General features: G+C 67.2%; 25 protein-coding genes and 1 pseudogene. 10 read left to right on the top strand and 16 right to left on the bottom strand.

The window, feature by feature from the left end; all coding sequences use genetic code 11:
* Positions 1-109: 109 nt before the first annotated feature.
* The 3 genes from RU01_RS19945 to RU01_RS19935 are packed head-to-tail and all read right to left on the bottom strand — an operon-like array spanning position 110 to position 2,820.
* Positions 110-943, bottom strand: a complete 834-nt coding sequence (locus tag RU01_RS19945; RefSeq protein WP_197074830.1) for an SGNH/GDSL hydrolase family protein — start codon at positions 941-943, stop codon at positions 110-112.
* A 39-nt stretch (positions 944-982) separates the two neighbouring features.
* Positions 983-1,747, bottom strand: coding sequence for a hypothetical protein (locus RU01_RS19940; RefSeq protein ID WP_197074837.1), 765 nt, complete (start codon positions 1,745-1,747; stop codon positions 983-985).
* Positions 1,744-2,820: a PLP-dependent cysteine synthase family protein gene (locus RU01_RS19935; protein ID WP_042576295.1), complete on the bottom strand. Its 1,077-nt coding sequence runs from the start codon at positions 2,818-2,820 to the stop codon at positions 1,744-1,746. The genes RU01_RS19940 and RU01_RS19935 overlap by 4 nt, the downstream gene beginning before the upstream one ends.
* A 95-nt stretch (positions 2,821-2,915) precedes the next feature.
* Between RU01_RS19935 and RU01_RS19930 the strand changes: the two genes are divergently transcribed.
* Positions 2,916-3,956, top strand: coding sequence for a type III polyketide synthase (locus RU01_RS19930; protein ID WP_042576294.1), 1,041 nt, complete (start codon positions 2,916-2,918; stop codon positions 3,954-3,956).
* A 7-nt stretch (positions 3,957-3,963) separates the two neighbouring features.
* Here RU01_RS19930 and RU01_RS19925 read toward each other — a convergent pair whose 3' ends face one another.
* Positions 3,964-5,583: an AMP-binding protein gene (locus tag RU01_RS19925; protein WP_042576293.1), complete on the bottom strand. Its 1,620-nt coding sequence runs from the start codon at positions 5,581-5,583 to the stop codon at positions 3,964-3,966.
* A 97-nt stretch (positions 5,584-5,680) separates the two neighbouring features.
* Between RU01_RS19925 and RU01_RS19920 the strand changes: the two are divergent.
* Positions 5,681-6,959: pseudogene (locus RU01_RS19920) on the top strand (APC family permease).
* On the opposite strand, the gene RU01_RS19915 reads toward RU01_RS19920, so the two are convergent.
* The gene (locus RU01_RS19915) at positions 6,953-7,324 is read right to left on the bottom strand and encodes a histone-like nucleoid-structuring protein Lsr2 (RefSeq protein WP_042576292.1); all 372 of its coding nucleotides are present in this window, start codon (positions 7,322-7,324) and stop codon (positions 6,953-6,955) included. The pseudogene RU01_RS19920 and the gene RU01_RS19915 overlap by 7 nt on opposite strands.
* A gap of 273 nt (positions 7,325-7,597) precedes the next feature.
* Between RU01_RS19915 and RU01_RS19910 the strand changes: the two genes are divergently transcribed.
* Complete coding sequence (locus RU01_RS19910) at positions 7,598-8,590, top strand: LLM class flavin-dependent oxidoreductase (protein ID WP_042576291.1); 993 nt, start codon at positions 7,598-7,600, stop codon at positions 8,588-8,590.
* Positions 8,591-8,679: 89 nt separating this feature from the next.
* On the top strand, positions 8,680-9,105 hold the full coding sequence (locus tag RU01_RS19905) for a VOC family protein (protein WP_042576290.1): 426 nt from the start codon (positions 8,680-8,682) through the stop codon (positions 9,103-9,105).
* A gap of 4 nt (positions 9,106-9,109) precedes the next feature.
* On the opposite strand, the gene RU01_RS19900 is transcribed toward RU01_RS19905, so the two are convergent.
* Entirely contained in the window at positions 9,110-10,096 is a 987-nt protein-coding gene (locus RU01_RS19900; protein WP_042576289.1) for a sigma-70 family RNA polymerase sigma factor, read from the bottom strand.
* Between the two features lie 92 nt (positions 10,097-10,188).
* Between RU01_RS19900 and RU01_RS19895 the strand changes: the two genes are divergently transcribed.
* Positions 10,189-10,599: a DoxX family protein gene (locus RU01_RS19895; RefSeq protein WP_042576288.1), complete on the top strand. Its 411-nt coding sequence runs from the start codon at positions 10,189-10,191 to the stop codon at positions 10,597-10,599.
* A 1-nt stretch (position 10,600) separates the two neighbouring features.
* On the opposite strand, the gene RU01_RS19890 is transcribed toward RU01_RS19895, so the two are convergent.
* Positions 10,601-12,823, bottom strand: coding sequence for a heavy metal translocating P-type ATPase (locus tag RU01_RS19890; protein ID WP_269430159.1), 2,223 nt, complete (start codon positions 12,821-12,823; stop codon positions 10,601-10,603).
* Positions 12,820-13,029 (bottom strand): heavy-metal-associated domain-containing protein, encoded by a 210-nt coding sequence (locus RU01_RS19885; RefSeq protein ID WP_042576287.1) that lies wholly within the window; start codon positions 13,027-13,029, stop codon positions 12,820-12,822. Before RU01_RS19885 ends, RU01_RS19890 begins: the two co-directional genes overlap by 4 nt.
* A gap of 170 nt (positions 13,030-13,199) precedes the next feature.
* Here RU01_RS19885 and RU01_RS19880 point away from each other — a divergent pair, with 170 nt between their 5' ends.
* On the top strand, positions 13,200-14,120 hold the full coding sequence (locus tag RU01_RS19880) for a phosphodiesterase (protein WP_042576286.1): 921 nt from the start codon (positions 13,200-13,202) through the stop codon (positions 14,118-14,120).
* Here the strand turns inward: RU01_RS19880 and RU01_RS19875 are convergent.
* Entirely contained in the window at positions 14,117-15,535 is a 1,419-nt protein-coding gene (locus RU01_RS19875) for a stealth family protein (RefSeq protein ID WP_442970574.1), read from the bottom strand. The genes RU01_RS19880 and RU01_RS19875 overlap by 4 nt on opposite strands.
* 273 nt (positions 15,536-15,808) lie before the next feature.
* Positions 15,809-16,507, bottom strand: a complete 699-nt coding sequence (locus RU01_RS19870) for a FadR/GntR family transcriptional regulator (RefSeq protein WP_042576285.1) — start codon at positions 16,505-16,507, stop codon at positions 15,809-15,811.
* Between the two features lie 187 nt (positions 16,508-16,694).
* Here RU01_RS19870 and RU01_RS19865 point away from each other — a divergent pair, with 187 nt between their 5' ends.
* Both RU01_RS19865 and RU01_RS19860 read left to right on the top strand, forming a co-directional pair.
* Positions 16,695-17,684: a malate dehydrogenase gene (locus tag RU01_RS19865; RefSeq protein ID WP_042576376.1), complete on the top strand. Its 990-nt coding sequence runs from the start codon at positions 16,695-16,697 to the stop codon at positions 17,682-17,684.
* 294 nt (positions 17,685-17,978) lie between these two features.
* The gene (locus RU01_RS19860; RefSeq protein WP_042576284.1) at positions 17,979-18,323 is read left to right on the top strand and encodes a YchJ family protein; all 345 of its coding nucleotides are present in this window, start codon (positions 17,979-17,981) and stop codon (positions 18,321-18,323) included.
* On the opposite strand, the gene RU01_RS19855 is transcribed toward RU01_RS19860, so the two are convergent.
* The 3 genes from RU01_RS19855 to RU01_RS19845 are packed head-to-tail and all read right to left on the bottom strand — an operon-like array spanning position 18,305 to position 21,179.
* Positions 18,305-19,219 carry an alpha/beta fold hydrolase gene (locus RU01_RS19855; RefSeq protein ID WP_042576283.1) on the bottom strand — a complete coding sequence of 305 codons (915 nt, stop codon included), beginning with the start codon at positions 19,217-19,219 and terminating at the stop codon, positions 18,305-18,307. The genes RU01_RS19860 and RU01_RS19855 overlap by 19 nt on opposite strands.
* 17 nt (positions 19,220-19,236) lie before the next feature.
* The gene (locus RU01_RS19850) at positions 19,237-20,301 is read right to left on the bottom strand and encodes a PDR/VanB family oxidoreductase (RefSeq protein WP_042576282.1); all 1,065 of its coding nucleotides are present in this window, start codon (positions 20,299-20,301) and stop codon (positions 19,237-19,239) included.
* A complete protein-coding gene (locus RU01_RS19845) occupies positions 20,298-21,179 on the bottom strand; it encodes a metal-dependent hydrolase (RefSeq protein ID WP_042576281.1) in 882 nt (293 codons plus the stop codon). The genes RU01_RS19850 and RU01_RS19845 overlap by 4 nt, the downstream gene beginning before the upstream one ends.
* A gap of 209 nt (positions 21,180-21,388) precedes the next feature.
* Here RU01_RS19845 and RU01_RS19840 point away from each other — a divergent pair, with 209 nt between their 5' ends.
* Positions 21,389-21,979, top strand: coding sequence for an Rv1733c family protein (locus RU01_RS19840; RefSeq protein ID WP_156149009.1), 591 nt, complete (start codon positions 21,389-21,391; stop codon positions 21,977-21,979).
* A 1-nt stretch (position 21,980) separates the two neighbouring features.
* Here RU01_RS19840 and RU01_RS19835 read toward each other — a convergent pair whose 3' ends face one another.
* On the bottom strand, positions 21,981-22,454 hold the full coding sequence (locus tag RU01_RS19835; protein WP_042576279.1) for an alpha-isopropylmalate synthase regulatory domain-containing protein: 474 nt from the start codon (positions 22,452-22,454) through the stop codon (positions 21,981-21,983).
* A 228-nt stretch (positions 22,455-22,682) separates the two neighbouring features.
* On the opposite strand from RU01_RS19835, the gene RU01_RS19830 reads away from it, so the two are divergent.
* Positions 22,683-23,870, top strand: coding sequence for an AAA family ATPase (locus tag RU01_RS19830; protein WP_042576278.1), 1,188 nt, complete (start codon positions 22,683-22,685; stop codon positions 23,868-23,870).
* Here RU01_RS19830 and RU01_RS19825 read toward each other — a convergent pair whose 3' ends face one another.
* Together RU01_RS19825 and RU01_RS19820 are read right to left on the bottom strand one after the other, a co-directional pair.
* On the bottom strand, positions 23,871-25,076 hold the full coding sequence (locus tag RU01_RS19825) for an acetyl-CoA C-acetyltransferase (RefSeq protein ID WP_042576277.1): 1,206 nt from the start codon (positions 25,074-25,076) through the stop codon (positions 23,871-23,873). It lies immediately after the preceding gene.
* Positions 25,073-25,756 (bottom strand): TetR/AcrR family transcriptional regulator, encoded by a 684-nt coding sequence (locus tag RU01_RS19820; RefSeq protein ID WP_082043259.1) that lies wholly within the window; start codon positions 25,754-25,756, stop codon positions 25,073-25,075. The genes RU01_RS19825 and RU01_RS19820 overlap by 4 nt, the downstream gene beginning before the upstream one ends.
* Positions 25,757-25,821: the final 65 nt, after the last annotated feature.

The following is a 25,821-nucleotide window of genomic DNA, read 5'->3' as shown; positions in this document are numbered from 1 at the left end:
CTGTGTGTCACATCACACAAGCACCGACTGTCACTGTGCGCAAGAGAAAGCAGCCGCGATGAGCACGATGACCAGTGAGGGGTCCTCGGCGGGCGCATCGCGGGTGCACTCAGCGCAGCACGGCCTCGATCTGCCGCGCGGCGTTCGCGTGACCCGCCGCCGTCGGATGCAGGGGGACGAACGCGTCGAGGGAGGTCGGAACGATGCCGACCATCCAGCTGTCCTCGGCACACACGTCGTGGTCACGCGAGGACTCGGCGAGATCGACGTAGGTGGCGCCGTGCCGATCGGCCGCGGCCTCCATGACGTCGTTCAGCTGGTCGATGCGTGCCTGCAGGTAGGTCGCATCGGTGGGCCGGACGGGCTGACGATCGGGGCAACCGCCGGGTCTGATGCCGGTCGGGTACCCGACCATGAGGACGCGCGCGGCCGGGGCCCGGCGAGCAACCTCGTCGAGCACCGTGTCGTAGGTGGCGGCGAAGGCGTCGATACGCGAGGGGTAGGTGTCGTCGGCAAGCGTGGCGCACGGCGCGCTGAGGGGCAGCGCGATGCAGCGCGCGGCCAGTTGCACCAGCTGTATGTCGTTGCCCCCGATGCCGACGGTGACCAGCGTCGTGTCCGCGCTCAGAGCGTCGTACTGCGGTTCGGCGATGCCGCCCGGCCCGCGCTGCGGTCCGGCGAGGTTCGCGGACTCGGCCGACCCGCACGTCACGTCCCGGACCACCGGGATCTGCAGGTCACGTGCGAGGAGACTGGGGTAGTTGACGCCGGATCGACCGCAGATTCCCGACGGTGTCTGCGGCGCGATGCCACTACCCGCGGCGAAGGAGTCACCCAGTGCGACGTACACCTCGGGAGTGGGCGCGGCCGTGGCACTTCCACCCGTCAGCACGACCGCGGCGACTGCCGCCATAAGGACGATTCCGATGCGACTGCGTGACATGTTTCCCCCGAACGAAAGCCCCGATACGTCGACCGAAACCTAGTCTGCGCCCTCGCGGGCCTCGGCATCGGCAACCTCGGGGGCGTTCTCGCGCGTCGCCATGCCGCCGGCACCACCCTGATCCGACGGGCCCGGGCGGCCACCCTTCGGTTCGGTCTCGTCGTTCTTCTTCTTGTCGGTCGCCATGATGGCAGCGTAGTCCGGGAGGCGCAGGCCCGACGCGGACAGTTCGAGCCTCGCGAGTTCCCTGATGACGTCGGTGTCGCCGCCCCGCCACGCTCCCGCGGGATCGTCGTGCACCGTCGCGAGATCCGTCAGCGGTCGGCGGGTCAACGCACGTAACGCGAACAGGTCGAGGTCGGCGCCCGAGTCCAGCAGCGTTGCCGCGGCAGTGGCCTGGCGTGCGAAGCGGAGACGCCGAGGGAGCCACACGAGCAGCAGGAGCGCGATGGGGAGCAGCGCAATCGTGACACCGAGGAACGTTGCCAGGGTCTGCACGGCGTCGACCTGCGCCTCGCCCGCCGACCGCAACGCGGCACCGGCGTCGCTCGCGCGGTCGAAGGGGGTGCGGACGTCGTCACCGATGAGCGGTACGCCCGACACCTTCTCCCCCGCCGCGCGCAAATTGTTCTCCAATCCGCTTCCGGCGTCGGCTATCTCACGTCCCGGCGCGGCGAGAGAGGCGACCGCGTCGTGCAGCGACATGCCGGTGCGGATCCAGAAGATCGTCCACACCGCGGCCACGACGTCGGCGATCACCTGCCGCGCGCGGCGAGTCGGTAGATCGGAGTAGAGCCTGATCATGCGTCCTCCGTCCAGTCTCCCGTCGCCAGGAAACGGTCGATGCGGGCACGGTGCGCCCGCGGGTCCATGCCATGGCTCTCTACCCAGGAATCGTCGTAGTAGGTCCCCTCGTACCGTTCACCGCCGTCACACAGCAACGTGACGATGCTTCCCTTCTCGCCTCGCTTCTTCATGTCCGCGGCCAATCGGAACGCGCCGATCAGGTTCGTGCCGGTCGACCCACCGGCATGCAGTCCGGTGATGTCGTCGAGCATGCGAACGGCCGCGACGGAGGCGGCGTCGGGAATCTGCATCATGTGCTCGATGACCGCGGGAACGAACGACGGCTCGACGCGAGGCCGCCCGATGCCTTCGATGCGTGATCCGGTTCCGACCGCGTCACGGGTGTCGTCCCGCCAGGCCTCGAAGAACGCGGAGCCTTCCGGGTCCACCACACACACCCGCGTGACGACGCGGCGATACCGGCAGTACCTGCCGATGGTGGCGCTGGTTCCTCCGGTGCCGGCGCCGACAACGATCCAGGTGGGGACGGGGAAGCGTTCGAGGGCCATCTGGTCGAAGATCGACGCCGCGATGCTGTTGTTCCCGCGCCAGTCGGTGACCACGGAGGCGTTGGTGAACTGATCGAGGTACAACCAGTCTCGCTGGCGGCCCAGGTCCTCGGCCACGTCGTACACGGCGCCGGAATGGTCGACAAGGCGACAGATGCCGCCGTACCGCTCGATCAGCTTGATCTTCGCGGGGCTGGTCGCGGCGGGCATCACGGCGACGAATTCGAGACCGATCAACCGGGCGAAATACGCCTCCGACACCGCCGTGGACCCGGACGAGGCCTCGACCAGCGTGGTTCGCGGGCCGATGTCACCGTTGGCGAGCCCGAACAGGAACAGCGAACGCGCGAGACGGTGCTTCAGCGAGCCGGTGGGGTGTACGGACTCGTCCTTCAAGTACAGGTCGATGCCCCATTCGGCGGGCAGCGGGAACGGATGCAGGTGCGTGTCGGCGCTGCGGTTGGCATCGGCCTCGACGATGCGGAGGGCGTTCTCGACCCAGGCGCGGTCTTCGATTCTCATGCGGCCATTCTGTCCGACCAGCGTCACACCGCGACCGGTGATTGACTCGGGAGGCGGTAGGGAACCCGACGAGCAACCCTGCAGGAAAGGCACCAGTGACTACTGCGTACATCAACTCGATCTCGACAGCTGTACCCGAGCACGACGTGCACGACGATTTCGTCGCCTACGCCGACAGCACCTTCACGCTGCGGCGCAAACAGCTGCTGTTCCGCAGAATGGCCGACCGGGCGCAGATCTCGCATCGGTATTCGGCGTTCCCGTCGATCGCGTCCTTCTACGGCGACGATCCGAACGCGGTGGACACGCAGGCTCGCATGCAGGAGTTCGAACGCACCGCGCCGGGACTCGCGGTCCGCGCCGTGGACGGTCTGGGGTTGGGCGACACCGCGGCGGACATCACTCATCTCATCGTTCTGACCTGCACCGGGTTCTACACTCCTGGAATCGATTTCGAGATCATGAAGCAGTGCGGTGTGCCGACGTCGGCCGAGCGCACGCAGGTGGGTTTCATGGGGTGCTTTGCCGGCATCAACGGTCTCAAGCTCGCGCATCACATCGTCCGGTCCGAGCCGTCCGCACGCGTCCTGGTGGTCAGTGTGGAGCTGTGCTCGCTGCACATGCAGAAGACGGACGATCTCGAGACGATGCTGTCGTTCCTCGTGTTCGGTGACGGTGCAGCTGCGGTCCTGGTGACCGCGGAACCCACCGGACTCGCCATCGACTCGTTCCGCGCGTTGATGATCGAGGACTCCCGCGACCTGATCACGTGGCGCATCGGCGGCATGGGCTTCGACATGGTCCTGTCCGGCAAGGTCCCGGGGTCGCTCTCGCGAGCGCTGGACGAGACCACCATGAAGACGGTGCTCGACGGGGCCGAGACCTCGTCGATCGATCTGTGGGCGGTACATCCCGGCGGCCGGTCGATTCTCGACGCCGTGGAGGGCGCGCTGCACCTCGACGCGGACGCACTGACGTCGTCGCGCTCGGTGTTGGACAACTACGGCAACATGTCCTCGGCCACCGTGCTGTTCGTGCTCGCCGACATGCTCGAGCGTGGGGACACCGGGTCGGGGTGCGCCATGGCCTTCGGCCCCGGACTCACCGCGGAGACGATGCTGTTCCACGCGTCCTGATCCGAGGTCAGGCGAGGAACTCCTCGGCGTCGCGCCGCAGATCGATCTTGCGGATCTTGCCGGTGACCGTCATCGGGAACGCGTCCATGACGCGCAGGTACCGCGGGATCTTGTAGCGGGCGATCCGACCGTCGCAGAACTCCCGGAGGTCGTCCACGGTCATGACGGGAGCGTCGTCACGCAGTCGGACGCAGGCCATCAGTTCCTCGCCGTACTTCTCGTCCGGGACCCCGATGACCTGGGCGTCGAGGATGTCGGGATGCGAGTAGAGGAATTCCTCGATCTCGCGGGGGTAGATGTTCTCGCCGCCGCGGATCACCATGTCCTTGATGCGTCCGGTGATGGCCACGTAGCCGTCGTCGTCCATGGTGCCGATGTCGCCGGTGTGCATCCATTTGTCGGCGTCGAGTGCCTCCGCTGTCTTCTCGGGATCGTCCCAGTACCCGAGCATGACCGAGTACCCGAGCGTGCACAGCTCCCCCGGCTCCCCGCGCGGAACCGTCTCCCCGGTGACCGGGTCGACGATCTTCACCTCGAGGTGCGGGCCGACGCGGCCCACGGTGGACACGCGTTGTTCGATCGAGTCGTCCGAGCGGGTCTGCAGCGACACCGGTGAGGTCTCGGTCATGCCGTAACAGATGGACACCTCGGCCATCCCCATGATGTCGATGACCTGCTTCATCACTTCGGTGGGGCAGGGAGAGCCGGCCATGATTCCCGTCCGGAGGGAGCTCAGATCGTACGAGTCCAGTTCCGGGACAGCCAGTTCGGCGATGAACATGGTAGGCACACCGTAGAGCGACGTGCATCGCTCCGAGGCCACGGCCGCCAGCGTCGCGGCCGGCGAGAACGACGGTCCGGGGATGACCATGGTCGACCCGTGCGACGTGCATGCCAGGTTGCCCATCACCATGCCGAAGCAGTGGTAGAACGGCACGGGAATGCAGACCGAGTCAGCATCGGTGTAATGGCACAGCTCGCCCACGAAGAAGCCGTTGTTGAGGATGTTGCGATGGCTCAGCGTCGCACCCTTCGGGAATCCCGTTGTGCCCGAGGTGTACTGGATGTTGATCGCGTCGTCGGGTGCGAGATGGCCGGCTCGCTCGATGAGGGCGTCGCGTCCGGCGGCGGCTCCCGCCTCGGTCAGGTCCTCCCAGTCGGAGGTCCCGATGTACACCACGTTCTGCAGCGTCGGGCACTCTCCCCGGACCGTGTCGATCATGCCGGCGTAGTCGGAGGTGGCGTGCGCGCGGACCGCGACCAGCATGGACGCGCCGGACTGATCGAGCACGTACTGCAGCTCGTGCGCCCGATACGCAGGATTGACGGTGACCAGCACGGCGCCGATCTTGGCCGTCGCATACTGCGTGATCGTCCACTCGGGACAGTTCGGTGCCCAGATGGCGACGCGGTCACCGTGGCCGATGCCACGCGTGATCAGTCCGGCGGCGACGACGTTCACGTCGGCCTGCAACTCTGCGTAGGTCCATCGACGCCCGGACGGAACGTCGACGAGGGCATCGGAGGATCCGACGCGCTCGACCGTGCGATCGAAGTTCTGTCCGATCGTCTCGTCGAGCAACGGGGTGTCGGTCGGTCCTGACGAGGAGGAAAGCTGGGGGGACATCGACGCTCCTGACGGCTCGGTTCGTCGACGACGCTAACGCACCGCTGTGGTCGCTGCGTGGCGTTTCCACGAATTCGGTTAACGACGATTCATCGAAATCGCGTTACCACACAGAACACCTACGCTGTCGCAGGTGACACTCGAGAGACGGCTGGGAACCCGCGACGCGGTGGTCATCGGAGTCGGCTAGGTTCCAGTCGAAGGGCGGGGTCGGCGCCGGGGTGTTCTCGGCGTTCGCGCCGGCCGCTGCCGTAGCGGGCAGGGGTTTGCTGATCGGGCTCGCCGTCGCTGCCGTCGTCGCATTCTGCAACGCGACCTCCTCCGCGCAGCTCGCCGCGGCCTACCCCACGTCGGGTGGTACCTACGCCTACGGACGTGCCCGTCTGTCCGATTTCTGGGGCTTCGTCGCCGGGTGGGGCTTCGTGGTGGGGAAGACGGCCAGCTGCGCGGCGATGGCACTCACGTTCGGCGCCTACGCGTGGCCCGACCACGCACGCATCGTCGCCGTCGGCGCCGTGGTGGTTCTGACGTGCGTGAACCTGGTCGGAATCACGCGCACAGCCTTCGTCACCGGAATTCTCGTCGGCATCGTGCTGGCTGTTCTTCTGGTCGCGGTCGTCGTCGGAACCACAGGGCGGCCGACCGGAGTCGACGTCGGATTCACCGGATCACCGGTCGCGATCCTGCAATCGGCGGGAATCCTGTTCTTCGCATTCGCCGGGTACGCACGCATCGCGACACTGGGCGAGGAGGTGCGCGACCCGGCTCGCACCATTCCCCGCGCGATCGTCGTCGCACTCGCGTGTGCGGTCGTCGTCTACACGGCCGTGGCGCTGATGGTTCTGCACGTCCTCGGCGCCGACGGTGTGGCGCGGTCGAGCGCTCCTGTCGCCGCCGCGATGAGCGCGGTCGGCGCGCAGTGGGCCGATCCCGTGGTGCGCGTCGGAGCTGCCGCAGCGTCCCTCGGCGCCCTGCTCGGGTTGATCACCGGGGTGTCGCGCACGACCATGGCGATGGCCCGTGAACGGGATCTGCCGGTATATCTGGCACGCGTCGATGTGTCCCGATCGGTGCCACGCGCTGCGGAACTGACCCTGTGCGCCGTGATCGTCGCGCTGGTCCTCACCGTCGATCTGCGGGAGGCGATCGGTTTCTCCGCGTTCGGCGTGCTCGTCTACTACGCCGTCGCGAATGTCGCGGCCTTCACCCAATCCGGCAGCGATCGGCGTTATTCCCCGGTGCTGCAGATCGTCGGGCTTCTCGGATGCGCCGCCCTGGTATTCACCCTCCCGACCACCGCTCTCGTCACCGGATCGTGCGTGCTGACGGTCGGTGCGGTCGGTCGGTGGGTGACCAGGCGCGGCTCACATCACTGAGCGGAGTTGTACGCCTGCTCGACGTCTGCGGGAATGCGGCCGCGACTCGACACGGTGAAACCGTTCTGGTTCGCCCATTCACGAATTGCCTTGGTCTGCAACGGGTCACGTGCCGGAACGGTCGATGCGGTCGATGCCGTGGCGGACGACTTCTTCGCAGTCGCCTTCTTGCCGCGCGAGCTGACCTTGGTCGCATGCTCGGCCCAGTAGTCGAGTTGTTTGCGGAATTCCTTGGCGTTCTTCACGCCCAGATCGATCTCGTACTCCACGCCGTCCACCGAGAATCCGATGGTCTCGCCTTTACCTGTTTTGATAGGCGCGCCGTCGATATCGTCGACCAATTCTACGTAGACCTGTTTAGCCATGACGAATGTCCTTTCGATGTGTGATGTCCCCGACCGAACCGGCGACCCGAATTCCCCATGGAACTCGCGATGGGGATTCGGTGTGTCACGGTCCAGTTGGACCGAGTTTATCCACGTCGACGTGCAATAAGCGAGTTACGGCGCAATTCGGGTATCGGGCGTCAGGTGAAACCGAATGGTCCGGTCGACGGCCGCAGCGTGCGCGGAAATATCCGGACGGCGGTGAGCGTTGCGACAGTGAAGAAGTAGTTGTCGTCGAAAGGGTGAACGCTCGTGGCTGTTCCGCTGTCCGTACTCGATCTCGCACAGGTCGGCGAGGGCACGACGCCTCGCGACAGTTTCGACGCGAGTGTTGCTCTGGCCCAACTCGCGGAGACGAGTGGTTATCGACGGGTCTGGTACGCCGAGCACCACAACATGCCGTCCATCGCGTCGTCCGCGACGTCGGTGTTGATCGCACACGTGGCAGCGCACACGTCGAGCATCCGTCTGGGAAGTGGCGGAGTCATGCTCCCGAACCATTCTCCGTTGACCATTGCCGAGCAATTCGGGACACTCGCGACACTGCACCCCGACCGTATCGACCTCGGACTCGGGCGCGCGCCCGGCTCGGACCAGACCACCATGCGCGCGCTGCGCCGTGACCCGTCGTCCGCCGAGACCTTCCCGCAGGACGTGCTCGAACTGCAGGGATATCTGTCGTCGTCCAGTCGTGTTCCCGGGGTGCAGGCCATCCCAGGAGCGGGCACCGAGGTGCCGCTCTACATTCTCGGATCCTCGCTGTTCGGTGCGCAGTTGGCCGCGCAGCTCGGACTTCCCTACGCCAATGCGTCGCACTTCTCCCCCGAGTCGCTGGAGGAAGCGGTAGCCGTCTACCGCGAGACCTTCCGCCCCTCCGCACAGTTGTCCGAGCCGTACGTCATTGCCGCCGTCAACGCGGTCGTCGCGCCGACGACCGCCCGTGCGCAGGAAATTTTCACCGCGAGCGTGCGCCGTCGCGTGGTCATGATGGTGGGCCGCGGTCGGTCGTTCTCCGAGGAGGAGGTCGACATGATCATGGATTCGCCGGCAGGACGCCAGATCCAGGGCATGGTGCGGTACTCCGCAGTCGGTACCCCGGCCGAGGCATCGGATTACATCGATCGTTTCGCCGCACATGCACAGGCGGACGAGGTCATCGTGGCCAGCGCCGTCGACGACCGCGAGGAGCGACTCGAGTCCTACCGGCTGCTCGCGGAGCAGCACCTGCACGCGAACGCAGCCTGACCGGCCGCGATGAATTTAGCGGGTCAGCGGTGTCGGTAGTGGTGAGTGGCCCTGATGCCGGGGCCGACGACACCACACCAGGAGACACCATGTCCGGCATGATCTTCGTCAACACCTTCGTCCAGGACGTCGCCGCGAGCCGCGCGTTCTTCTCGTCCTTGGGGTTCGGCTTCAACGACACCTTCAGCGACGAGAACACCGCCTGCCTGATCATCAACGAGCAGGCCGTCGTGATGCTGCTGAACGTCCCGCGCTTCAAGGACTTCATCCGCGACGACGTCGCGGACCTCTCCACCTCGCGCGAGATGCTGCTGGCCGTGTCGGCCGACAGCAAGGAGGCCGTCGACGCCATGGCCGACGCGGCGCTCGCCGCGGGCGGCAGTGACTGGATGGATCCCCAGGACCACGGCTTCATGTACGGGCGGTCGTTCCGCGACCTCGACGGTCACGTGTGGGAAGTGACCTGGATGGACCCGGCCGTCGCCTCGGGCGAGGCGTCTCCTCCCGACATGTGAGCGCTCAGCCGCCCGCGGTGTACGCCGCGGGCAGGCCGAACCGCTCGAAGAGAGTCGTGTCGAAGAAGCACGCGACGTGGGCGACTCGATTGTCGACGACCTCGAGGACGTGGAGCTGGAACGGATGATGCACTCCGTCCTCTCCGAGCATGTAGAGGCCGAAGGCCGGTTGCCCGTTGGCGGTGGTCGCCATCATTCTCATCGACTCGGGGCCGGTCGCGGGGCACTTCGTCGAGATGAGGGCGCCGATGTCGACCGGGCCGCGGTACCACCCGACGAACGGGGGCATCTCCCAGACCGCTTCTGCGGCAAAGAGCTTGACGATGCCGTCGATGTCGTAGTTCTCGAATCCGTCGACGTACCGCTTCAGTAGTTCGCGTGTTTCCGCCGACTCGGGCTCCACCACGGAGTTCTCGTCGGGCATGATCGCGTCGATCTGCCCTCGTGCACGCTGGAGCAGACTGTTGACTGCCGCCGGCGTCGTACCGAGTAGCTCTGCCACCTCGGATGCTTTCCACTGCAGTACTTCTCGCAGCACCAGCACGGCGCGCTGCCGAGCGGACAGGTGCTGGAGCGCGGCGATGAACGCCAGGCGCACCGATTCTCGCGAGCCGACCATCGACGCCGGGTCGTCGTCGACAGGATCGCCGAACGGCGGCGCCGGCTCGAGCCACGCGATTTCGTGGCGCTCGACCAGCTCGTCCGACGGATCCGACGACGGCGTGCCAAGCCCCGACGGGAGCGGCCGGCGCTTGCGACCTTCGAGCGAGGTGAGGCACGTATTCGTGGCGATGCGGTACAGCCATGTGCGCAGGGACGAGTCGCCCTTGAAGTTCGCGTATCCCTTCCACCCTCTGACCAGGGTGTCCTGAACCAGATCCTCGGCATCGTGGATCGATCCGGTCATGCGGTAGCAGTGCGCCAGGAGCTCGCGTCGATACGGTTCCGCGAGGGTCATGAAGTCGCTGCCGAGCTCCTGCGTCGCAGTCATGCGAGGAGGATAGTCCTCGCAGGGACGACTCGCCGAGGAAATTTTCCGGGGCTCCGTGATGAGTTCCGGGACCCGCCGTGGTCATCAGAACTATGACTACGAACCTCACGCGAACCACCACGTCGGCTCCCTCCCGTGGAGCCGTCCGAGCGGGCTGGATCATCAGCCTCCTCGTCATCGCCTTCATGCTGTTCGACTCGATCATCCACCTGCTGAACCTGGACGTGGTGAAGACCTCGTCCGCCGACCTGGGTCTGCCCGTGGACATGGCGCCGAAGATCGGGATCATCGCGCTGATCATCATCGTGCTGTACGCGATTCCCCGCACTGCTCCGCTGGGCGCCGTCCTGCTGACCGGCTACCTCGGCGGAGCGGTGATCACGAACTGGCGCACCGACCAACCGCTGGTCTCGACCGTCCTGTTCGCGGTCTACGTCGGGATCTTCGCGTGGCTCGGGGTGTGGTTGCGCGACAGCAGAGTTCGCGCCCTGCTCCTGCCCTGAGTCAGATGGTGGAGCGGAACGACCGTAGGCGCAGGCTGTTGGTCACCACGAACAGCGACGACAGCGCCATCGCTGCACCGGCGAACATCGGGGTCAGCAGACCGGCTGCTGCGAGCGGGATGGCCGCCACGTTGTAGGCGAACGCCCAGAAGAGGTTGACCTTGATGGTGCGCAGTGTGGCCCGTGCCAGGCGTACGGCGTCGACGGCGACGCGCAGGTCGCCTCGGACCAGAGTGAGGTCACCGGCTTCGATGGCGACGTCCGTCCCCGTGCCCATGGACAGTCCGAGATCCGATGTCGCCAGCGCGGCAGCATCGTTGACGCCGTCCCCGACCATCGCCACGGTCTTGCCCGACGCCTGCAGCTCGCGGATCGCGTCCGCCTTCTGCTCGGGGAGGACTCCTGCGATCACGGTGTCGATACCGACGGCGTCGGCCGCCGCGCGAGCTGCGAACTCGTTGTCCCCGGTGAGCATGATGGGCTCCAGGCCCAGTCTGCGGAGACCCGCGACAGCGGAGGCCGAGGTCTCCTTGACCGAGTCGGCCACGGCGACGACTGCTCGGTCCTGACCGTCCCATGCGACCACCACGGCGGTCGCGCCCCCGGACTCGGCGTCGGTGAACGCGCGTCGGAGGTCGTCGGGGAGGTCTGTGGTCGACGATCCCGACGATGCGAGGCCGGGACGTCCGACCACGACGCGGTGTCCCTCGACCAGTGCGGAGATTCCGCGACCGGCCGTCGTCGTGAACTCGGTCGCCTCCACCGGCTCGCCGAACGACGCCCGGTACTTGTCGACGATGGCCCGCGCGACCGGATGCTCGGAACCCGACTCCGCCGCCGCCGCGAGACGCAGTGCGGTGTCGACATCGTCGCCGACCACCGAGCGCACGCTCATGATCCCGGTGGTCACCGTGCCGGTCTTGTCGAGCACGATCGTGTCGACCACGCGGGTGCGCTCGAGCACCTCCGGGCCTTTGATCAGGACGCCGAGTTGGGCGCCGCGACCCGTGCCGACCATCAGAGCGGTGGGTGTCGCCAGACCCAGGGCGCAGGGGCACGCGATGATCAGGACGGCCACCGCCGCAGTGAAGGCGGCGGACCAGCTGCCCGTGAGCAGCACCCAGGCGACCAGGGTGGCGAGTGCCAGCCCGATCACCACCGGGACGAAGACGCCGGAGACACGGTCGGCCAGGCGCTGCGCCTCGGCCTTGCCGTTCTGAGCGTCCTCGACGATGCGGGCCATCCGCGCCAGGTTGGTGTCGGACCCCACGCGCTCGGCGAGCAGGGTGAGTGCGCCGCCTACGTTGACGGTTCCGCCGATCACGGTGTCGCCGGGACCGACCTCGACGGGGACGGACTCACCCGTCATCGTCGAGGTGTCCACTGCGGATGTCCCGCTCTCGACCGTGCCGTCCACGGCGATGGTCTCGCCGGGCCTGACCAGCAGGCGGTCGCCGACCACCACCGACTCGGCGGGGACGCTCGACTCACGGCCGTCGCGCAGGACGGTCACGTTCTTGGTGCCGACATCGAGCAGCGCGCGCAGGGCAGCGCCGGCGCTGCGCTTGGACCGTGCCTCGAGGTAGCGGCCGGCGAGCAGGAAGGTGGTGACTCCCGCGGCGGCTTCGAGGTAGATGTTCGAACTGCCGTCGGTGCGTGCGACGGTCAACTCGAAGGCGTGCCGCATGCCCGGCATGCCGGCGTGACCGAGGAACAGGGCGTACAGGGACCACGCGAAGGCGGCCAGCGTGCCGACGGACACGAGCGTGTCCATGGTCGCGGCGCCATGACGCAGGTTGGTCCAGGCAGCGCGGTGGAAGGGCAGTCCGCCCCACACGACGACGGGTGCGGCGAGGGTGAGCGAGAGCCACTGCCAGTTGTCGAACTGGAGGACGGGAATCATGGCCATCGCGATGACCGGGATCGACAGCACCGCGGACACGATCAGCCGTGTGCGGAGCGGATCGCTCGGCGCGGCGGTGTCCGCCGGGTCGTCCTTGCGCGGGACGGTCGCGGTGTATCCGGCCTTCTCGACCGCGGCCACCATGTCCTCGGGGCCGACCGCCCCGTCGCTGACGATGCTCGCCTTCTCGGTGGCGTAGTTGACCGTGGCCGTCACCCCGTCGAGGCGGTTGAGCTTCTTCTCGATGCGGTTGGCGCACGACGCGCAGGTCATGCCGCCGATGTCGAGCTGGATGTTCGCAGCCTTCTCCCCGGTGGTCACGGCTGCGCTACTTCGTACCCGGCCTCGTCCACTGCGGCGGCGATGGCAGCGTCGTCGATGGGTGTGTCCGACGCGACATCGACACGTCCGGAGGCGAGGTCGACCGTCACTCCGGTGACTCCGTCCAGGGCGCCGACCTCCTCCGTCACGGCCGAGACGCAGTGCTGGCAGGTCATTCCGACGACGGTGACTGTCTTCGTGTTCATGAGACCTACCATACCCCCCTACGGTATGCCGTCAACCCCGTGTCGCCTTCCGTTCGGCAGCCCGACACCCGGTGTGGTTAGGGTGGACGGTGCCCGGCTCTCCCGCGGAGCCGGACAGCTTCATGCCACGCGCCGAACGGCGATGCGGCAGCACCGGGAAGCGAGAACTCATGGAGTCGGCCGAGCACACCTGGCGTACCTCCGAGCACCCCAGGCCCGAGCACTTCCTCCTGCACATCAGCGACACGCACCTCGTCGTCGACGGTGAGCTGTACGGCGCCGTGGACAGCGAGGCGCGGCTGCGTCAGATCTTCGACGAGCTCGAGGCGAGCGGCGCCCGTCCCGATGCGCTGGTCTTCACCGGCGACCTGGCCGACAAGGGCGAGTCCGACGCCTACCGGTCGCTCCGCGCGATGGTCGAGCCGGTGGCGGATGCGCTCGGCGCGCAAGTGGTCTGGGCGATGGGCAACCACGACGATCGGACGACGTTCCGACGGGCGCTGCTGGACGAACAGGGCTCCGCCGATCCGGTCGACATCGTCTACGACGTGGGCGGCCTCCGCGTGATCACGCTCGACTCGACAGTGCCGGGGCACCACTACGGAGCCGTGTCCGAGGCTCAACTGCGCTGGCTCGCGGACGTCCTCGCGTCACCGGCTCCCTACGGCACGGTCCTGGCCATGCACCACCCGCCGGTCCCCTGCGTCCAGGATCTGGCGGTGCTGGTCGAACTCCGGCAGCAGAAATCCCTCGCCGACGTTCTCGCGGGCACCGACGTGCGTGCGATTCTCGCGGGCCACCTGCACTACTCCACCAGTTCGACGTTCGCCGGCATCCCGGTGTCCGTCGCCTCTGCCACCTGCTACACCCAGGACCTGAACGTGCCCGTCGGTGCGCAGCGCGGACGGGACGGAGCCCAGGCATACAACCTCGTGCACCTGTACGAGGACACCGTCGTGCACTCGGTCGTCCCCATCGGGACCGGAACGACGGTCGGCACCTACGTCTCGGCCGACGAGACCGCCCGACGTCTGCACGACGCCGGAATCGTCATCGCCGATGCTCCGGGAAAGCTGGCCACTCAGCGCTAGTTCTGCTCCCACGGTGCCGGAACGGGGAAGTACGTCTCGAGGAACGCCGTGACCTTCGTGGCGCGCTCGTCGGCGCCGATCTCGGGGAAACTGCCGTCGTTCAAGCAGAAGAAGTCCATCGAGCGTTTCGCCAGCAGGCGATCCATGTCGCGGAGTCCACTGCGCATCGTGGTGTCGACGTACTTCACGGCAGCGCGAGTCTGCACCACGGCACGGCCGGTGAGCAGCGCGTAGTAGTGATAGAGCGAATTGGTCACCGAGATGTTGGAGCTCGCCCGGAATCTGCTGCCCGCAGTGGCGGTGAACTCGTCCGGGAATTCCTTCTCGAGCTCGAACATCACGCTGCGCCGCAACGGAACCGGCGCATGTTCGAGGTGCCGGGTGGTGATGCGGCCGAACCGCTCGTGCAGCAGCCGTCGATTCACGCGGGCGGCATTCTCGAAGCCGCTGCGCTGTTCGTCGTTGCTGCCCAACCCGATTCGAGTTCCCGCTTCGACGAACATGCTGATCCCGCCGGGCGAGAAGAACATCTGCGGGCCCACCGGGCGTCCGAAGAACATGTCGTCGTTCGAATACAGGAAATGCTCGGCGAGACCGTCGATGTGGTGCAGCTGGCACTCGACTGCCTGAGAGTTGTACGTCGGGAGCACCGAGGTGTCGGTGAAGAACTCCTCGCTGCGCACGAACGTGACGTCGGCGTGCTCGGCCAACCATGCAGGTTTCGGTGAGTCGGTGACGACGAAGATCCGCCGGATCCACGGCGCGTACAGATGCACCGAGCGCAGCGCGTACTTCAATTCGTCGATCTGACGGAACCGCGCCTCGTGGTCGTCACCCTCGCCGACGACGAACTCGCGCAGGTGCGCGGCGCGTTCTGCCTGCCACTCGGCGTCCGAGCCGTCGACCCACGAGAAGACCAGGTCGATGTCGAAGTCGATGTCCGATGCGTGATCGGCGAACATGTTCTCGATGGTGGGCCAGTGCCGACCGAAACGTTCGACGGTGCCGCGCACCGCCTCGTCCTCCCGGATCGTGCGCCGTGTCAGCGAGTTCTCCACGGGCAGCACGATGGTGTCGTCGGAGAACTCCCACAGTTCGACCTGAATGCCCTTGGCGGAGCCGTAGAACAATCCGCTGGTGCGATGCGCTCGTGGACGGAACAGCCGGAAGATGCGCGCCTGCGACGCCGAGGCCAGCAGTCCGTCGGCGATCAGGAGCGCGGTGCCGCCCTTGACGTCCATCGGTTTGGAGTAGAACGGCTCGTTCGCGCAGGCTGCCACCAGGGCGTCGCGAAGCGTGGGTCGGTCGTGTCGATCGATCGCGATGACCGGACGTTCGTCGTTGCCACGCACCAGCAGGTACTCGATCGCGGTCGCATCCAGGACGTCGCGCACGAAGAGCAGGTCCTCGACCATGGCCTCGTGCGGAGTGGTCGTCGTGATGGACAACGCGAACTTGTCCTTCACCAGCGAGATGTCCGAGCGTTCTGTCAGACGGGCTCGGGATGCCGCCGATGCCACCCGTGCGCGTTCGATCTCGTCGCCGTCCGGCGGGACGAGGTAGACGTCCGGTGTCTCGACGTTGTGGAGGGCTGGTGGCTGTGTGATGGTGAACCTTCCCGGTGTGGGCGCGACGGCCGTGTGACCTGGTTATTCTACGGGCAGACGGCGGTGCTCCCGGCCACGAGCTCAGTCGCCGCGGAGCTGTCCGATCGCGTCCTGGACGTGGGTCAGATGCCGGTCCATCGCGTCCGATGCGGCCTCGCCGGACCCGGACTCGATGGCGTCGACGATGCTCTCGTGCTCGACGTTGGAGCGGTGCTGGCGATCCGGCAGCAGGTTGACCATTTCGGACTGCTGCGCCAGCGCCTCGCGGATCTCGGCGATGACGGCGGCGAACACGTCGTTGCCGCTGGCCGTGGCGATCAGCAGGTGGAACTCGGCGTCGAGCCGCACCCACTCCTTCGGGTCGGTCTCCGCGATCATCGTCTGCAGCAACGCGCGCATGGCAGCCATCTGCTCCGGAGTACGGCGCTCTGCCGCCAGTGCGGCTGCCGGCACCTCGATGTGGGGTCGGGCCTCGCGCAGGGACGCCACCGAGTGATTGCCGAAGACGGCGTTGGTCTCCACCGTCGACGCGAGGACGAACGTGCCCTTGCCCGTGTGCGTCTCGGTCAGACCGAGAGCGGTCGTCGACCGCAGCGCCTCCCGGACGACGGACCTGCTGACACCGAACCGTGTGGCCAATGCAGCCTCGGACGGCAGGCGCGTGCCGACCTCGAGCTCGCCGCTCTCGATCGCCGAGCGGAGCTCACGGAGAACGGCCTCGGCCGCCCCCACGCGCGTCACCGTGGCCTGTTTGCTGGCCCAACTGTCCGACAGGGTCATGGCGTCACTGTGGACGAGGATCGGGTGTTGGGCAAATCGGGCGAACGCAGGTCGATATTCGTCTTTCTTGCTCGCGAGCTAGAAAGCCGAAGAGAGCCCGATGGACGGTGATCCGGTGCAGTCCGACACACATCCGTGCACTCGGTCGGCTGCGGGATCTACGGTCGGAGGGAACGAAGGAGTTCACATGACGCACAGCATCGTCACCGTCACGGGCGCGGCCGGCAGCATCGGCTACGCGGCACTGTTCCGCATCGCATCGGGTGCCATGCTCGGTCCGGACACGTCCGTCACGCTGCGGCTTCTCGAAATCCCGCCGGCACTGCGAGCAGCCGAGGGCACGGCGATGGAGTTGCACGACAGTGCGTTCCCCCTGCTTCGGTCGGTCGAGATCCACGACGACCCGGTCGACGCTTTCGACGGAACGAACGTCGCGCTGTTGATCGGCGCTCGTCCTCGCACCGCAGGGATGGAACGCGCCGACCTGCTCGAGGCCAACGGGTCGATCTTCGGGCCGCAGGGCGCCGCTCTCGAGGCGGGCGCCGCGTCCGACATCCGGGTGGTGGTCGTGGGCAATCCTGCCAACACCAACGCGGCCATCGCCGCGGCGCATGCCCCGAGCATCCCCGCGGATCGGTTCACGGCGCTGACCCGGCTCGACCATAACCGCGCCGTCGCGCAACTGTCCGCCCGTGCGGACGTCCCGGTGGGTGAGATCTCGCGGGTCAGTATCTGGGGAAATCACTCCGCCACGCAGTACCCGGACATCTTCCACGCGCGAGTCGGGGATCGGTCGGGCGCCGAGTTCGCCGCGGACTCCACCTGGCTCGAGGACGTCTTCGTGCCGACGGTGGCTCGCCGAGGCACCGCGATCATCGAGGCACGCGGTGCGTCGTCCGCTGCCTCCGCGGCGAACGCCACCATCGATCATGTGCGCGACTGGGTCCTGGGCACTCCCGCCGACGACTGGACGTCCGTCGCGCTCCCGTCGACGGGCGCATACGGAGTGCCCGAGGGACTGGTGTCCTCGTTCCCCGTGCGGTCCTCCGGCGGTGCCTGGCAGATCGTGGAGGGTCTCGAGATCGGCGAGTTCTCCCGGCGCCGTATCGACGCGTCCGTCGCGGAACTGCAGGCCGAGCGCGACGCCGTCACGAAACTCGGGATGCTGCCGAGCTGACGCGGGGTTCGGCGGGGCTGACCGCGCAATATTCCGGAACACTGCGTGCACAGGTCGATATACAAGTATCTAGCGATAGTGGTAGATCACGGCAGAACCTGCTGTCGAACGCTCGACCGTCGTTGCAGGCGAGCGATGCACGTTTCGCCACCTTTTGAGGGGATGTTCTGCCATCTGGCAGAAATTCGTACGATCGGGTGCGTCTACGTGCACGGCGGCGCATCTCGATCCGCTGCGCGGACCGTAGTCTCTACAGCCGTGCCCGACGCTTGCCCCTGCGGCCGCCCCGTCCCGATGTCCGAGTGCTGCGGACCGCTGCTCGACGGCCGGATCAGTGCGCCGACCGCCGAGCGTCTGATGCGCTCGCGGTACACGGCGTTCACCGTGCTCGACGCCGACTACCTGCTGCGCACATGGCATCCCGACACCCGACCGTCGTCCCTGGACCTCGATGACCGCCGCGAATGGACGGGCCTCGAGATCCTGGGCACGACGGGCGGCGGCATGCTGCACACCACCGGCACCGTCGACTTCGTCGCACACTTCCGCGACGCCGGTGCGCGCCGGCCGGGTTCGCAGCGGGAGAACAGCACGTTCTCCCGCGTCGACGGAGCCTGGGTCTACGTCGACGCGGTCTGACGCGTCGCTTCGATGCGGTCGACGAAGTCGGCGGTGATCCGAGCGATGTCCCAGGGGTGCGACAGCGGAGACCAGTGTCCTGCATCCAGATCCGTGCGCGAGAGCTCCGCGACCCACCGCTCGGTGTCGTCGTAATGGAACGGGCGCACGGCAGCGTCCCGCGTGTTCACGATCAGGTGCACCGGGAGGGTGACGTAGCGGCGACGCGGCTTTCGGAAACGAGGCAGCAGGTTCGCCCGGTAGATACGCAGACCGTTCCAGGCGTCGTCCAGCAGTGTCGGTGACTCGTCGACCATCGAGGCGGGAACGTCGGAGAACTCTCCGATGAACTGGGTCCACCCCTTGCGCTTCATCCGGTACATCCGCAGGCGAGCGAGCGGCGGGATGTGGAAGGTGACGGTGTACCAGGACGCGCGCGTCTGCGCGAACACCTGCGCCAGATTGCGGGGGGTCGGGCGGCGCAGCCGTGATCGAGCCCAGAGCGCGAGATGGTCGAGGTTGGGGCCGGACACCGACGTGTACGACGCGATGCGGAGCGGTGCATCGGCTTCGGCGACCAGTTCCCACGCCTCGACGGCGCCCCAGTCGTGACCCAGGATGTGCACCGGCGCATCGGGACTCACCGCGTCGATGACCGCGCGGAGGTCCGAGGCCATGTGCGCCAGGCTGTAGTCCCGGGTGCGGGCCGGAACGGTGGAGTCACCTGCACCGCGCGAGTCGTAGGTGACGACGCGGTAGCGATCGGCCAGCAGAGCCGCGACGTGATTCCAGAGTGTGTGGCTGTCGGGCCACCCGTGCACCAGGACGATCGTCGGCCCGTCGGCGGTGCCCGAGGTGTAGACCGCGAGGTCCACGTCGCCGTTCGAGACGGTCGAACGTACGTCGGTAACGGTCATCGCGGAATTCTCTTCTCTCAGAGGTCGAGGGTCAACGTGTCGGAGTATGCACGAGAGACGCACGGCAGCATGTGCTCTCGCTGTTCGGCGGGATCGAGTCGGGTCTCGCGGTGGTCGGGTTCGCCGGCCAGGACGCGCACCTTGCAGGTACCGCAGAACCCTTGGCGGCACGAGTAGGCGACGGTGGGATCCTGGTCGACGATGACGGACAGCGCCGACCGGTCCGCGGGTACTTCGAGGGTGCGCCCACTGCGTGCGAGGGTGACGGTGAACGGGGTTCCACCCACGACGGGGGGTGCTCCGAACCGTTCGAAGTGCAGGGCGGACGCCCCGCAGTCGGCGAACGAGGTCCGCACCGAGTTCAGCATGGGTGTCGGGCCGCAGCAGTACACGGCCGAGTTCGCCGGCGCGGCGCCCAGAAGATCTGCAGCAGTCGGGATTCCGCCGTCGAGGATGCGAACGCGCGAGGAGCCCCAGCTCTCGATCTCCTCCAGGAACGGCATGCTGTCCCGGGAGCGGCCGCAGTAGACGAAGGTCCAGTCCAGGCCGGCATCGCGCGCGGCGCGGACCATCGGAAGGATCGGGGTGATGCCGATGCCGCCGGCGACGAAGTGGACGGCGGGTTCCCCGGCGAACAGGAATGCGTTGCGTGGACCGCGCACGGTCACGGTGTCGCCGACGCGCAGTGCATGCATCCGAGCGGAGACGGCCCCGATGTGGCGCACCGCGATCCGGTAGCGCGAGGTGTCCTCGGGGTCGCCGCACAGCGAGTACTGCCGTCGGAGCGGTCCGTTCGCGTCGCCGTCGAGGTGGATGTCGATGTGGCACCCGGGCTGCCACCGAGGCAGCGGAGAGCCGCCGACGTCGACGAGGTCGATCTGCACGACGTCACCGTCGGCGGTGATCGGTACGGCCGCATCGACGACGAGAGTCGCCGCGGTGTCCGGCGGGCGGAGTGCGACCCGGGAGTCGTACGGCATGCGCGACAGGGCGCCGAGGTAGTTACCGACCACGAGCCCGATGAGACCGAGAGCCCGGTCCGAGCGTGGGCGGCCCCGGAGGTCGCGAGGCGCGTCGATCATCGCGACGCGGCCCGCGCGGCGGGCGACGAGGCCAGGTACGCGACGGCCTGAGCGGTCGAGCCTTCCTGGCTGGGGTGGTAACTGCGTCGGAAGTAGCGGGAGAGCCGCAGGCCGAGGTCGATGGGTCCCGGCACCGTGCCCTTCTTGGCAGCACGACGCCATGCCAGTGGCGTGGGTCGGCGATGCGACGCGGGTGCATCGGCCAGGGTCGGGTCGTTCTGCATCAGGAAGCGGGTGCCGCGGATCCACAGGTAGACCAGCAGCGGTGCGGCGAGGGCCTGCGTCCGCAGCCGGCGGACCTCACGCCGATCGAAGTAGCGCATCGTCTCGTAGGCGACGGACCGGTGCTCGACTTCCTCCGACCCGTGCCAGCGCAGCAGGTCGAGCATGGTCGGGTGGATGCCGGCGCGGTCCAGTCCCTCGGCATTGAGCACCCAGTCGCCCAGGAAGGCAGTGATGTGCTCGATGGCGGCAATGATGGCCAGGCGTTCGACCAGGTAGTTCTTCTCGCGGCTGCTGGTGACGGGCCGCGGACCGAGAACCTTGCCGAAGACCCAGTTCATCTGGTCGGTGAACGGCGTGGGGTCGAGGCCGCTGCGCTGGAGGTGCTCGAGAACGCCGGAGTGGGCGGACGAGTGCATCGCTTCCTGGCCGATGAAGCCGATCACGTCGTCGCGGAGCTTCTCGTCCTCGATGAAGGGCAGTGCCTGACGGAACGTCTCGACGAACCATTCCTCGCCGGCGGGCAACAGCAGATGCAGAACGTTGAGCGCATGTGTGGAGAACGGCTCGTCGGGGATCCAATGCATCGGGAGGTCGTCCCAGTCGAAATGGACGTCGCGTGCCTGCAGCACCAAGTTGTCGGCGTCGGCCGTCATGGCAGGTCCTTTCGATGCATGATCACCGGCTGTGGTCCGGCTTACACAGATTACTATGACAGACGGTAACGGTAAAGCACCTCGGGTAACCGGGAACACATGTGATGTGAAACGAACTACCTTGCGAGGACGTCGACGGGACGGGACCCTCGGTAGAGGTCGGAACCTCGGACGCCGCTCGCGGCGCGACACTCAGTCAGGACATCCACATGGCGGACAACAAGAGAACTGCACGTCGGACGGATGCGTCCGGACGACCGCTCGATTCTCGACATCCGCTGATGCGTCCCGTCGACCGAGCGGAGGCGCGCATGCACCGGATCCTGGTGACGCTGTTCCTGATGTCCGTGCCGTTCGCCGTCGTCGTCGGCGTGACTCTCTTCCACTCGCAGCAGTCGTCCGCCCTGGAACTGGCCGCCCGTACCTCGACGGTCCAGGCGTCGACGACCATCGAGGCGCCTGCCGGCGTGGTGGCGTCCGATCAGTTCTCCCCCGTCGAACCGACGGTGCTCACTCCCGCGACGTGGACCCTCGACGGTACGAAGCACGTCGGGTCCGTCCCGGTTGCGGCCCACAGCCCGGCAGGGACGACCCTGCCGATCACCGTCGACGACCAGGGCCGTCGGACATCGCCGCCGCCGACAGGTGTCGACGTCGCCGTTGTCAGCGTCTTCGGCGCGGGAGCCCTCATCGGCCTGATCGCTTTGGCCCTGGTCGTCACTCGCTCGGCCCTCGTGCGCGTCTACGACCGGACGCGCGAGCGCGACTGGGACGACGCACTCGCGCGACTGCTCTCCTGACTCAGGCGGTGCGGTTGGCCGCGGCCACCAGGGCCTTCGCGGTCGCCTCGGTCGCATTCGATCCGGTGCCCATCGCCCACGCGATGCGTGAATCCTGCTGTCCGCGAATGAACGTGACGATTCCCGTCTCGGTGATCTGCTGGTGGAACGAGAGGATCTCGAGGTTCACCCCGGCGTCGTAGAGCATCGACGTGAATGCTTCGGCGGGGCCGTGGCAGGTCACCGACGAGCTACGGATCGTGTCGCCGACGGCGAGAGTGGCCGTGAATTCGAACCGGCCCGCGCCCTTCGGAGCGCACTCCGCGGAACCCAGCCGGATCGGACCTGTAGTCGGCGAATACGTGCGGGCGAACTCTGCGAAGAACATGCCGTCAGCTTCCGCGCGCAAACCGTGCGGCAGGGGTGAGGAGGCATGAATGGCAGCCGAATTGTGCGAGAAGAAATCCGGCGTGAAGGAATGTGCGCTGGTACTCATAGCGAGGTCTTTCCGAGAAGAGGAAGGACCGACACGCAACCCGACGACCCGCAGCGGGGGGTCGGTCCGAGATCAGACCCCGCTGCGGCGACGAACTACGAGAATGCGCGACATGGCTCCAGGTTAGCCGTTCATCGAGGTCACAGGCAAGACATATCTTTCTGCTCGGTTCTAGGACACGCGCTAGAGAGTCGCAGAGATGGCTACGATCGTTGCTACCGTCCCGTCATGGATCCCGTTCGCAACCCGTACGCACCCGGCGCCGGTCAGCGGCCACCCGAGCTCGCGGGGCGGTCGAAGCAACTCGACGCCTTCGATGTGGTGCTCGAGCGCATCGCTCGCGGTCGCCCCGAACGCAGCGTCGTGCTCACCGGTCTGCGCGGCGTCGGCAAGACGGTGTTGCTCAACCATCTGCGGTCGGCCGCCATCTCACGCAAGTGGGGCACCGGGAAGATCGAGGCTCGACCCGATCAGGACCTGCGCCGCCCCCTGTCGTCCGCGTTGCACATGGCGGTGCGGGAAATCGCTGTGGCGCACCGTGATCCCGAGCGTGTGGACCAGTTCCTCGGCGTCCTCAAATCGTTCGCGTTGCGCGCATCGGCCGACAAGGGGATGCGGGACAAGTGGCAGCCGGGGATCGACGCCCCGGCGCTGAAGGGCCGCGCCGACACCGGCGACATCGAGATCGATCTGGTCGAATTGCTGATGGACGCAGCATCTCTCGCCCGAGATGTCGGCGTGGGCATCGCCATCTTCATCGACGAGATGCAGGACCTGGCGACCGAGGACATCTCGGCCATCTGCGGTGCCTGCCACGAACTCAGTCAGGACGCCGCGCCGCTGATCGTCGTCGGAGCCGGGCTGCCGCACCTCCCCGCCGTGCTGTCGGCGTCGAAAAGCTACTCGGAGCGGCTGTTCAGCTACCACCGCATCGATCGGTTGGATCGCCTCTCGGCAGATCGTGCGCTCATCGCTCCCGCGGAACGTGAGGACGTCGAGTACACGACCGAGGCGCTGGATGCGCTGTACGAGGCCGCCGACGGATACCCGTACTTCGTGCAGGCGTACGGCAAGGCGACCTGGGATCACGCGGCGGACAGCCCGATCACCGTCGACGACGTCCGGGTGGCGGCACCGACCGCGGAGGACGAATTGGCCGTCGGATTCTTCGGATCCCGTTACGAGAGGGCAACTCCCGCGGAACGCGAGTACATGCGCGCGATGGCGGACCTGTCGGGCGACGACGGCCCCGTCTCCACCGCGAAGATCGCGGTGGAGCTGGGCCGTAAGCCTGCCTCGCTGTCACCCGCGCGCGACGGGTTGATCAAGAAGGGCTTGATCTACTCCGCCGAGCGCGGGTCCATCGGGTTCACCGTCCCGCACTTCGGCCGCTACCTCCGCGCGCAGACGGACTGATCAGGCGGACGGAACCCGCAGGATGAGGGCGTCGCCCTGACCGCCGCCGCCGCACAGGGCTGCGGCTCCGGTTCCGCCGCCGCGTCGCTTCAGCTCGAGGGCGAGGTGCAGGGCGATGCGTGCGCCGGACGCGCCGAGGGGGTGACCGATCGCGATGGCGCCGCCGTTGACGTTGACCTTGTCGGCGTCGATGCCCAGTTCACGGGTGGAGACGATGCCGACTGCGGCGAAGGCCTCGTTGATCTCGACGAGGTCGAGGTCGGTCGGAGCGATGCCTTCCTTGGCGCACGCAGCGGTGATGGCGTTGGCGGGCTGGGACTGCAGCGACGAGTCGGGTCCTGCGACGACGCCGTGGGCGCCGATCTCTGCCAGCCAGGTCAGACCGAGCTCCTCGGCCTTGGTGCGGCTCATCACGACCACCGCTGCGGCGCCGTCGGAGATCTGCGATGCGGAACCGGCGGTGATGGTGCCGTTCTTGTCGAAGGACGGGCGCAACTTGGACAGGCTCTCGGCGGTGGTGTCCGCGCGGATGCCCTCGTCGCTGGTGACGACGACGGGATCGCCCTTGCGTTGCGGGATGCTGACGGGCACGACCTCGTCGTCGAAGACACCGTTCTTCCATGCCTGCGCGGCGCGCTGGTGCGACGCAGCGGCGAACGCGTCCTGCTCCTCGCGCGTGACGAACTGCGTGTCGGCGTTGCGGTCCTCGGTCAGTGCGCCCATGGCCTGATCGGTGAAGATGTCGTACAGGCCGTCGTAGGCCATGTGGTCCTTCATGGTGACGTCGCCGTACTTGAATCCGCTGCGGCTCTTCTCGAGCATGTGCGGGGCGAGGGACATCGACTCCTGGCCGCCGGCGACGACGATGTCGAATTCCCCGGCGCGGATGAGCTGATCGGCGAGGGCGATGGCGTCGACACCCGACAGGCACACCTTGTTGATGCTCAGGGCGGGAACGCTGAGCGGGATGCCACCGGCATGAGCCGCCTGACGTGCGGGGATCTGACCTGCGCCGGCGGTGAGGACCTGGCCCATGATGACGTACTGGACCTGGTCACCGGTGATTCCGGCCTTTTCCAGTGCACCGGCGATGGCGACGCCGCCGAGGTCGGAGCCGGAGAGGGTCGACAGCGACCCCAGGAGGCGGCCGACGGGGGTGCGTGCGCCCGCCACGATGACGGATGTGGGGCGTGATGATGCGGTCATGCTGATTCCTCACTGCTGGTGAACTGGCTTGTCGTGACGGGCGGGGTTGTCGTGACGGGCAGGTCGTCGATCTCCAGGGCGCGCAGGACCATCCTCGACAGTCGACGCCGCAGGAGGGTGATCGACACACGTCCCACGGACTGCGGTGTCGAGTTGAGCAATCCGAACGCGGCGTGGGCCTGTACTCGTGCGTCGTCCTCGGTGCGGTCCGGGTCGATCTCCCGCAGCGTCCGCACCCAGATCTCGATGTATCGACGCTGCAGAGACCGCACCGTCCGCTGCGCGTCCGCAGGGAGGTTGGCGAGGTCACGGAACTGGATCTCGATGAGTCGGGGTGAGGTGAGGGCGAAATCGAGGTGGAAGTCGACCAGTGCTCTCAACGTCTCGAGAGAAGACGGCGTTCCTGCAGCGACGACCGCGGCTCCACCGGAATGCAGGTACTCGGAGATCCCGACGAGCAGCTCGACGAGGACGGCTTCCTTGTTGGGGAAGTGTCGGTAGACGGCCGGCCCACTGATTCCGACGGCAGCTCCGAGGTCCTCGAGGCGGAGGCCGTGGTAGCCGCGCTCGGCGACCAGGACGGCGGCGGCGTCGACGAGGTTGGTCCGGCGCTCGGCCTTCATGCGGGATCGCTCGGTGGACGCGGTCGGACCGTCCGCGGTGCGGCGCTGGGACACCATCGTCTCGCTCCCCTTCCGCGTCGGCTGAGCACGCAGTTTACCGCACTCGGTTAGTCGGGATTCAC

This window comes from Rhodococcus sp. MEB064, from assembly GCF_000834565.1.
Classification (GTDB): domain Bacteria; phylum Actinomycetota; class Actinomycetes; order Mycobacteriales; family Mycobacteriaceae; genus Rhodococcoides.
This window is presented reverse-complemented; position numbering and strand designations above follow the sequence as displayed.

What these genes read in the sequence shown, in the direction of transcription:
- RU01_RS19825 (WP_042576277.1), bottom strand. Translation starts at nt 25,076, where the DNA reads ATGACCGCATCATCACGCCCCACATCCGTCATCGTGGCGGGCGCACGC.
- RU01_RS19905 (WP_042576290.1), top strand. Translation starts at nt 8,680, where the DNA reads ATGTCCGGCATGATCTTCGTCAACACCTTCGTCCAGGACGTCGCCGCG.
- RU01_RS19860 (WP_042576284.1), top strand. Translation starts at nt 17,979, where the DNA reads ATGTCCGAGTGCTGCGGACCGCTGCTCGACGGCCGGATCAGTGCGCCG.
- RU01_RS19855 (WP_042576283.1), bottom strand. Translation starts at nt 19,219, where the DNA reads ATGACCGTTACCGACGTACGTTCGACCGTCTCGAACGGCGACGTGGAC.
- RU01_RS19820 (WP_082043259.1), bottom strand. Translation starts at nt 25,756, where the DNA reads ATGGTGTCCCAGCGCCGCACCGCGGACGGTCCGACCGCGTCCACCGAG.
- RU01_RS19870 (WP_042576285.1), bottom strand. Translation starts at nt 16,507, where the DNA reads ATGACCCTGTCGGACAGTTGGGCCAGCAAACAGGCCACGGTGACGCGC.
- RU01_RS19845 (WP_042576281.1), bottom strand. Translation starts at nt 21,179, where the DNA reads ATGACGGCCGACGCCGACAACTTGGTGCTGCAGGCACGCGACGTCCAT.
- RU01_RS19865 (WP_042576376.1), top strand. Translation starts at nt 16,695, where the DNA reads ATGACGCACAGCATCGTCACCGTCACGGGCGCGGCCGGCAGCATCGGC.
- RU01_RS19945 (WP_197074830.1), bottom strand. Translation starts at nt 943, where the DNA reads ATGTCACGCAGTCGCATCGGAATCGTCCTTATGGCGGCAGTCGCCGCG.
- RU01_RS19850 (WP_042576282.1), bottom strand. Translation starts at nt 20,301, where the DNA reads ATGATCGACGCGCCTCGCGACCTCCGGGGCCGCCCACGCTCGGACCGG.
- RU01_RS19895 (WP_042576288.1), top strand. Translation starts at nt 10,189, where the DNA reads ATGACTACGAACCTCACGCGAACCACCACGTCGGCTCCCTCCCGTGGA.
- RU01_RS19835 (WP_042576279.1), bottom strand. Translation starts at nt 22,454, where the DNA reads ATGAGTACCAGCGCACATTCCTTCACGCCGGATTTCTTCTCGCACAAT.
- RU01_RS19840 (WP_156149009.1), top strand. Translation starts at nt 21,389, where the DNA reads ATGGCGGACAACAAGAGAACTGCACGTCGGACGGATGCGTCCGGACGA.
- RU01_RS19935 (WP_042576295.1), bottom strand. Translation starts at nt 2,820, where the DNA reads ATGAGAATCGAAGACCGCGCCTGGGTCGAGAACGCCCTCCGCATCGTC.
- RU01_RS19885 (WP_042576287.1), bottom strand. Translation starts at nt 13,029, where the DNA reads ATGAACACGAAGACAGTCACCGTCGTCGGAATGACCTGCCAGCACTGC.
- RU01_RS19915 (WP_042576292.1), bottom strand. Translation starts at nt 7,324, where the DNA reads ATGGCTAAACAGGTCTACGTAGAATTGGTCGACGATATCGACGGCGCG.
- RU01_RS19940 (WP_197074837.1), bottom strand. Translation starts at nt 1,747, where the DNA reads ATGATCAGGCTCTACTCCGATCTACCGACTCGCCGCGCGCGGCAGGTG.
- RU01_RS19875 (WP_442970574.1), bottom strand. Translation starts at nt 15,535, where the DNA reads ATGGTCGAGGACCTGCTCTTCGTGCGCGACGTCCTGGATGCGACCGCG.
- RU01_RS19880 (WP_042576286.1), top strand. Translation starts at nt 13,200, where the DNA reads ATGGAGTCGGCCGAGCACACCTGGCGTACCTCCGAGCACCCCAGGCCC.
- RU01_RS19925 (WP_042576293.1), bottom strand. Translation starts at nt 5,583, where the DNA reads ATGTCCCCCCAGCTTTCCTCCTCGTCAGGACCGACCGACACCCCGTTG.
- RU01_RS19830 (WP_042576278.1), top strand. Translation starts at nt 22,683, where the DNA reads ATGGATCCCGTTCGCAACCCGTACGCACCCGGCGCCGGTCAGCGGCCA.
- RU01_RS19900 (WP_042576289.1), bottom strand. Translation starts at nt 10,096, where the DNA reads ATGACTGCGACGCAGGAGCTCGGCAGCGACTTCATGACCCTCGCGGAA.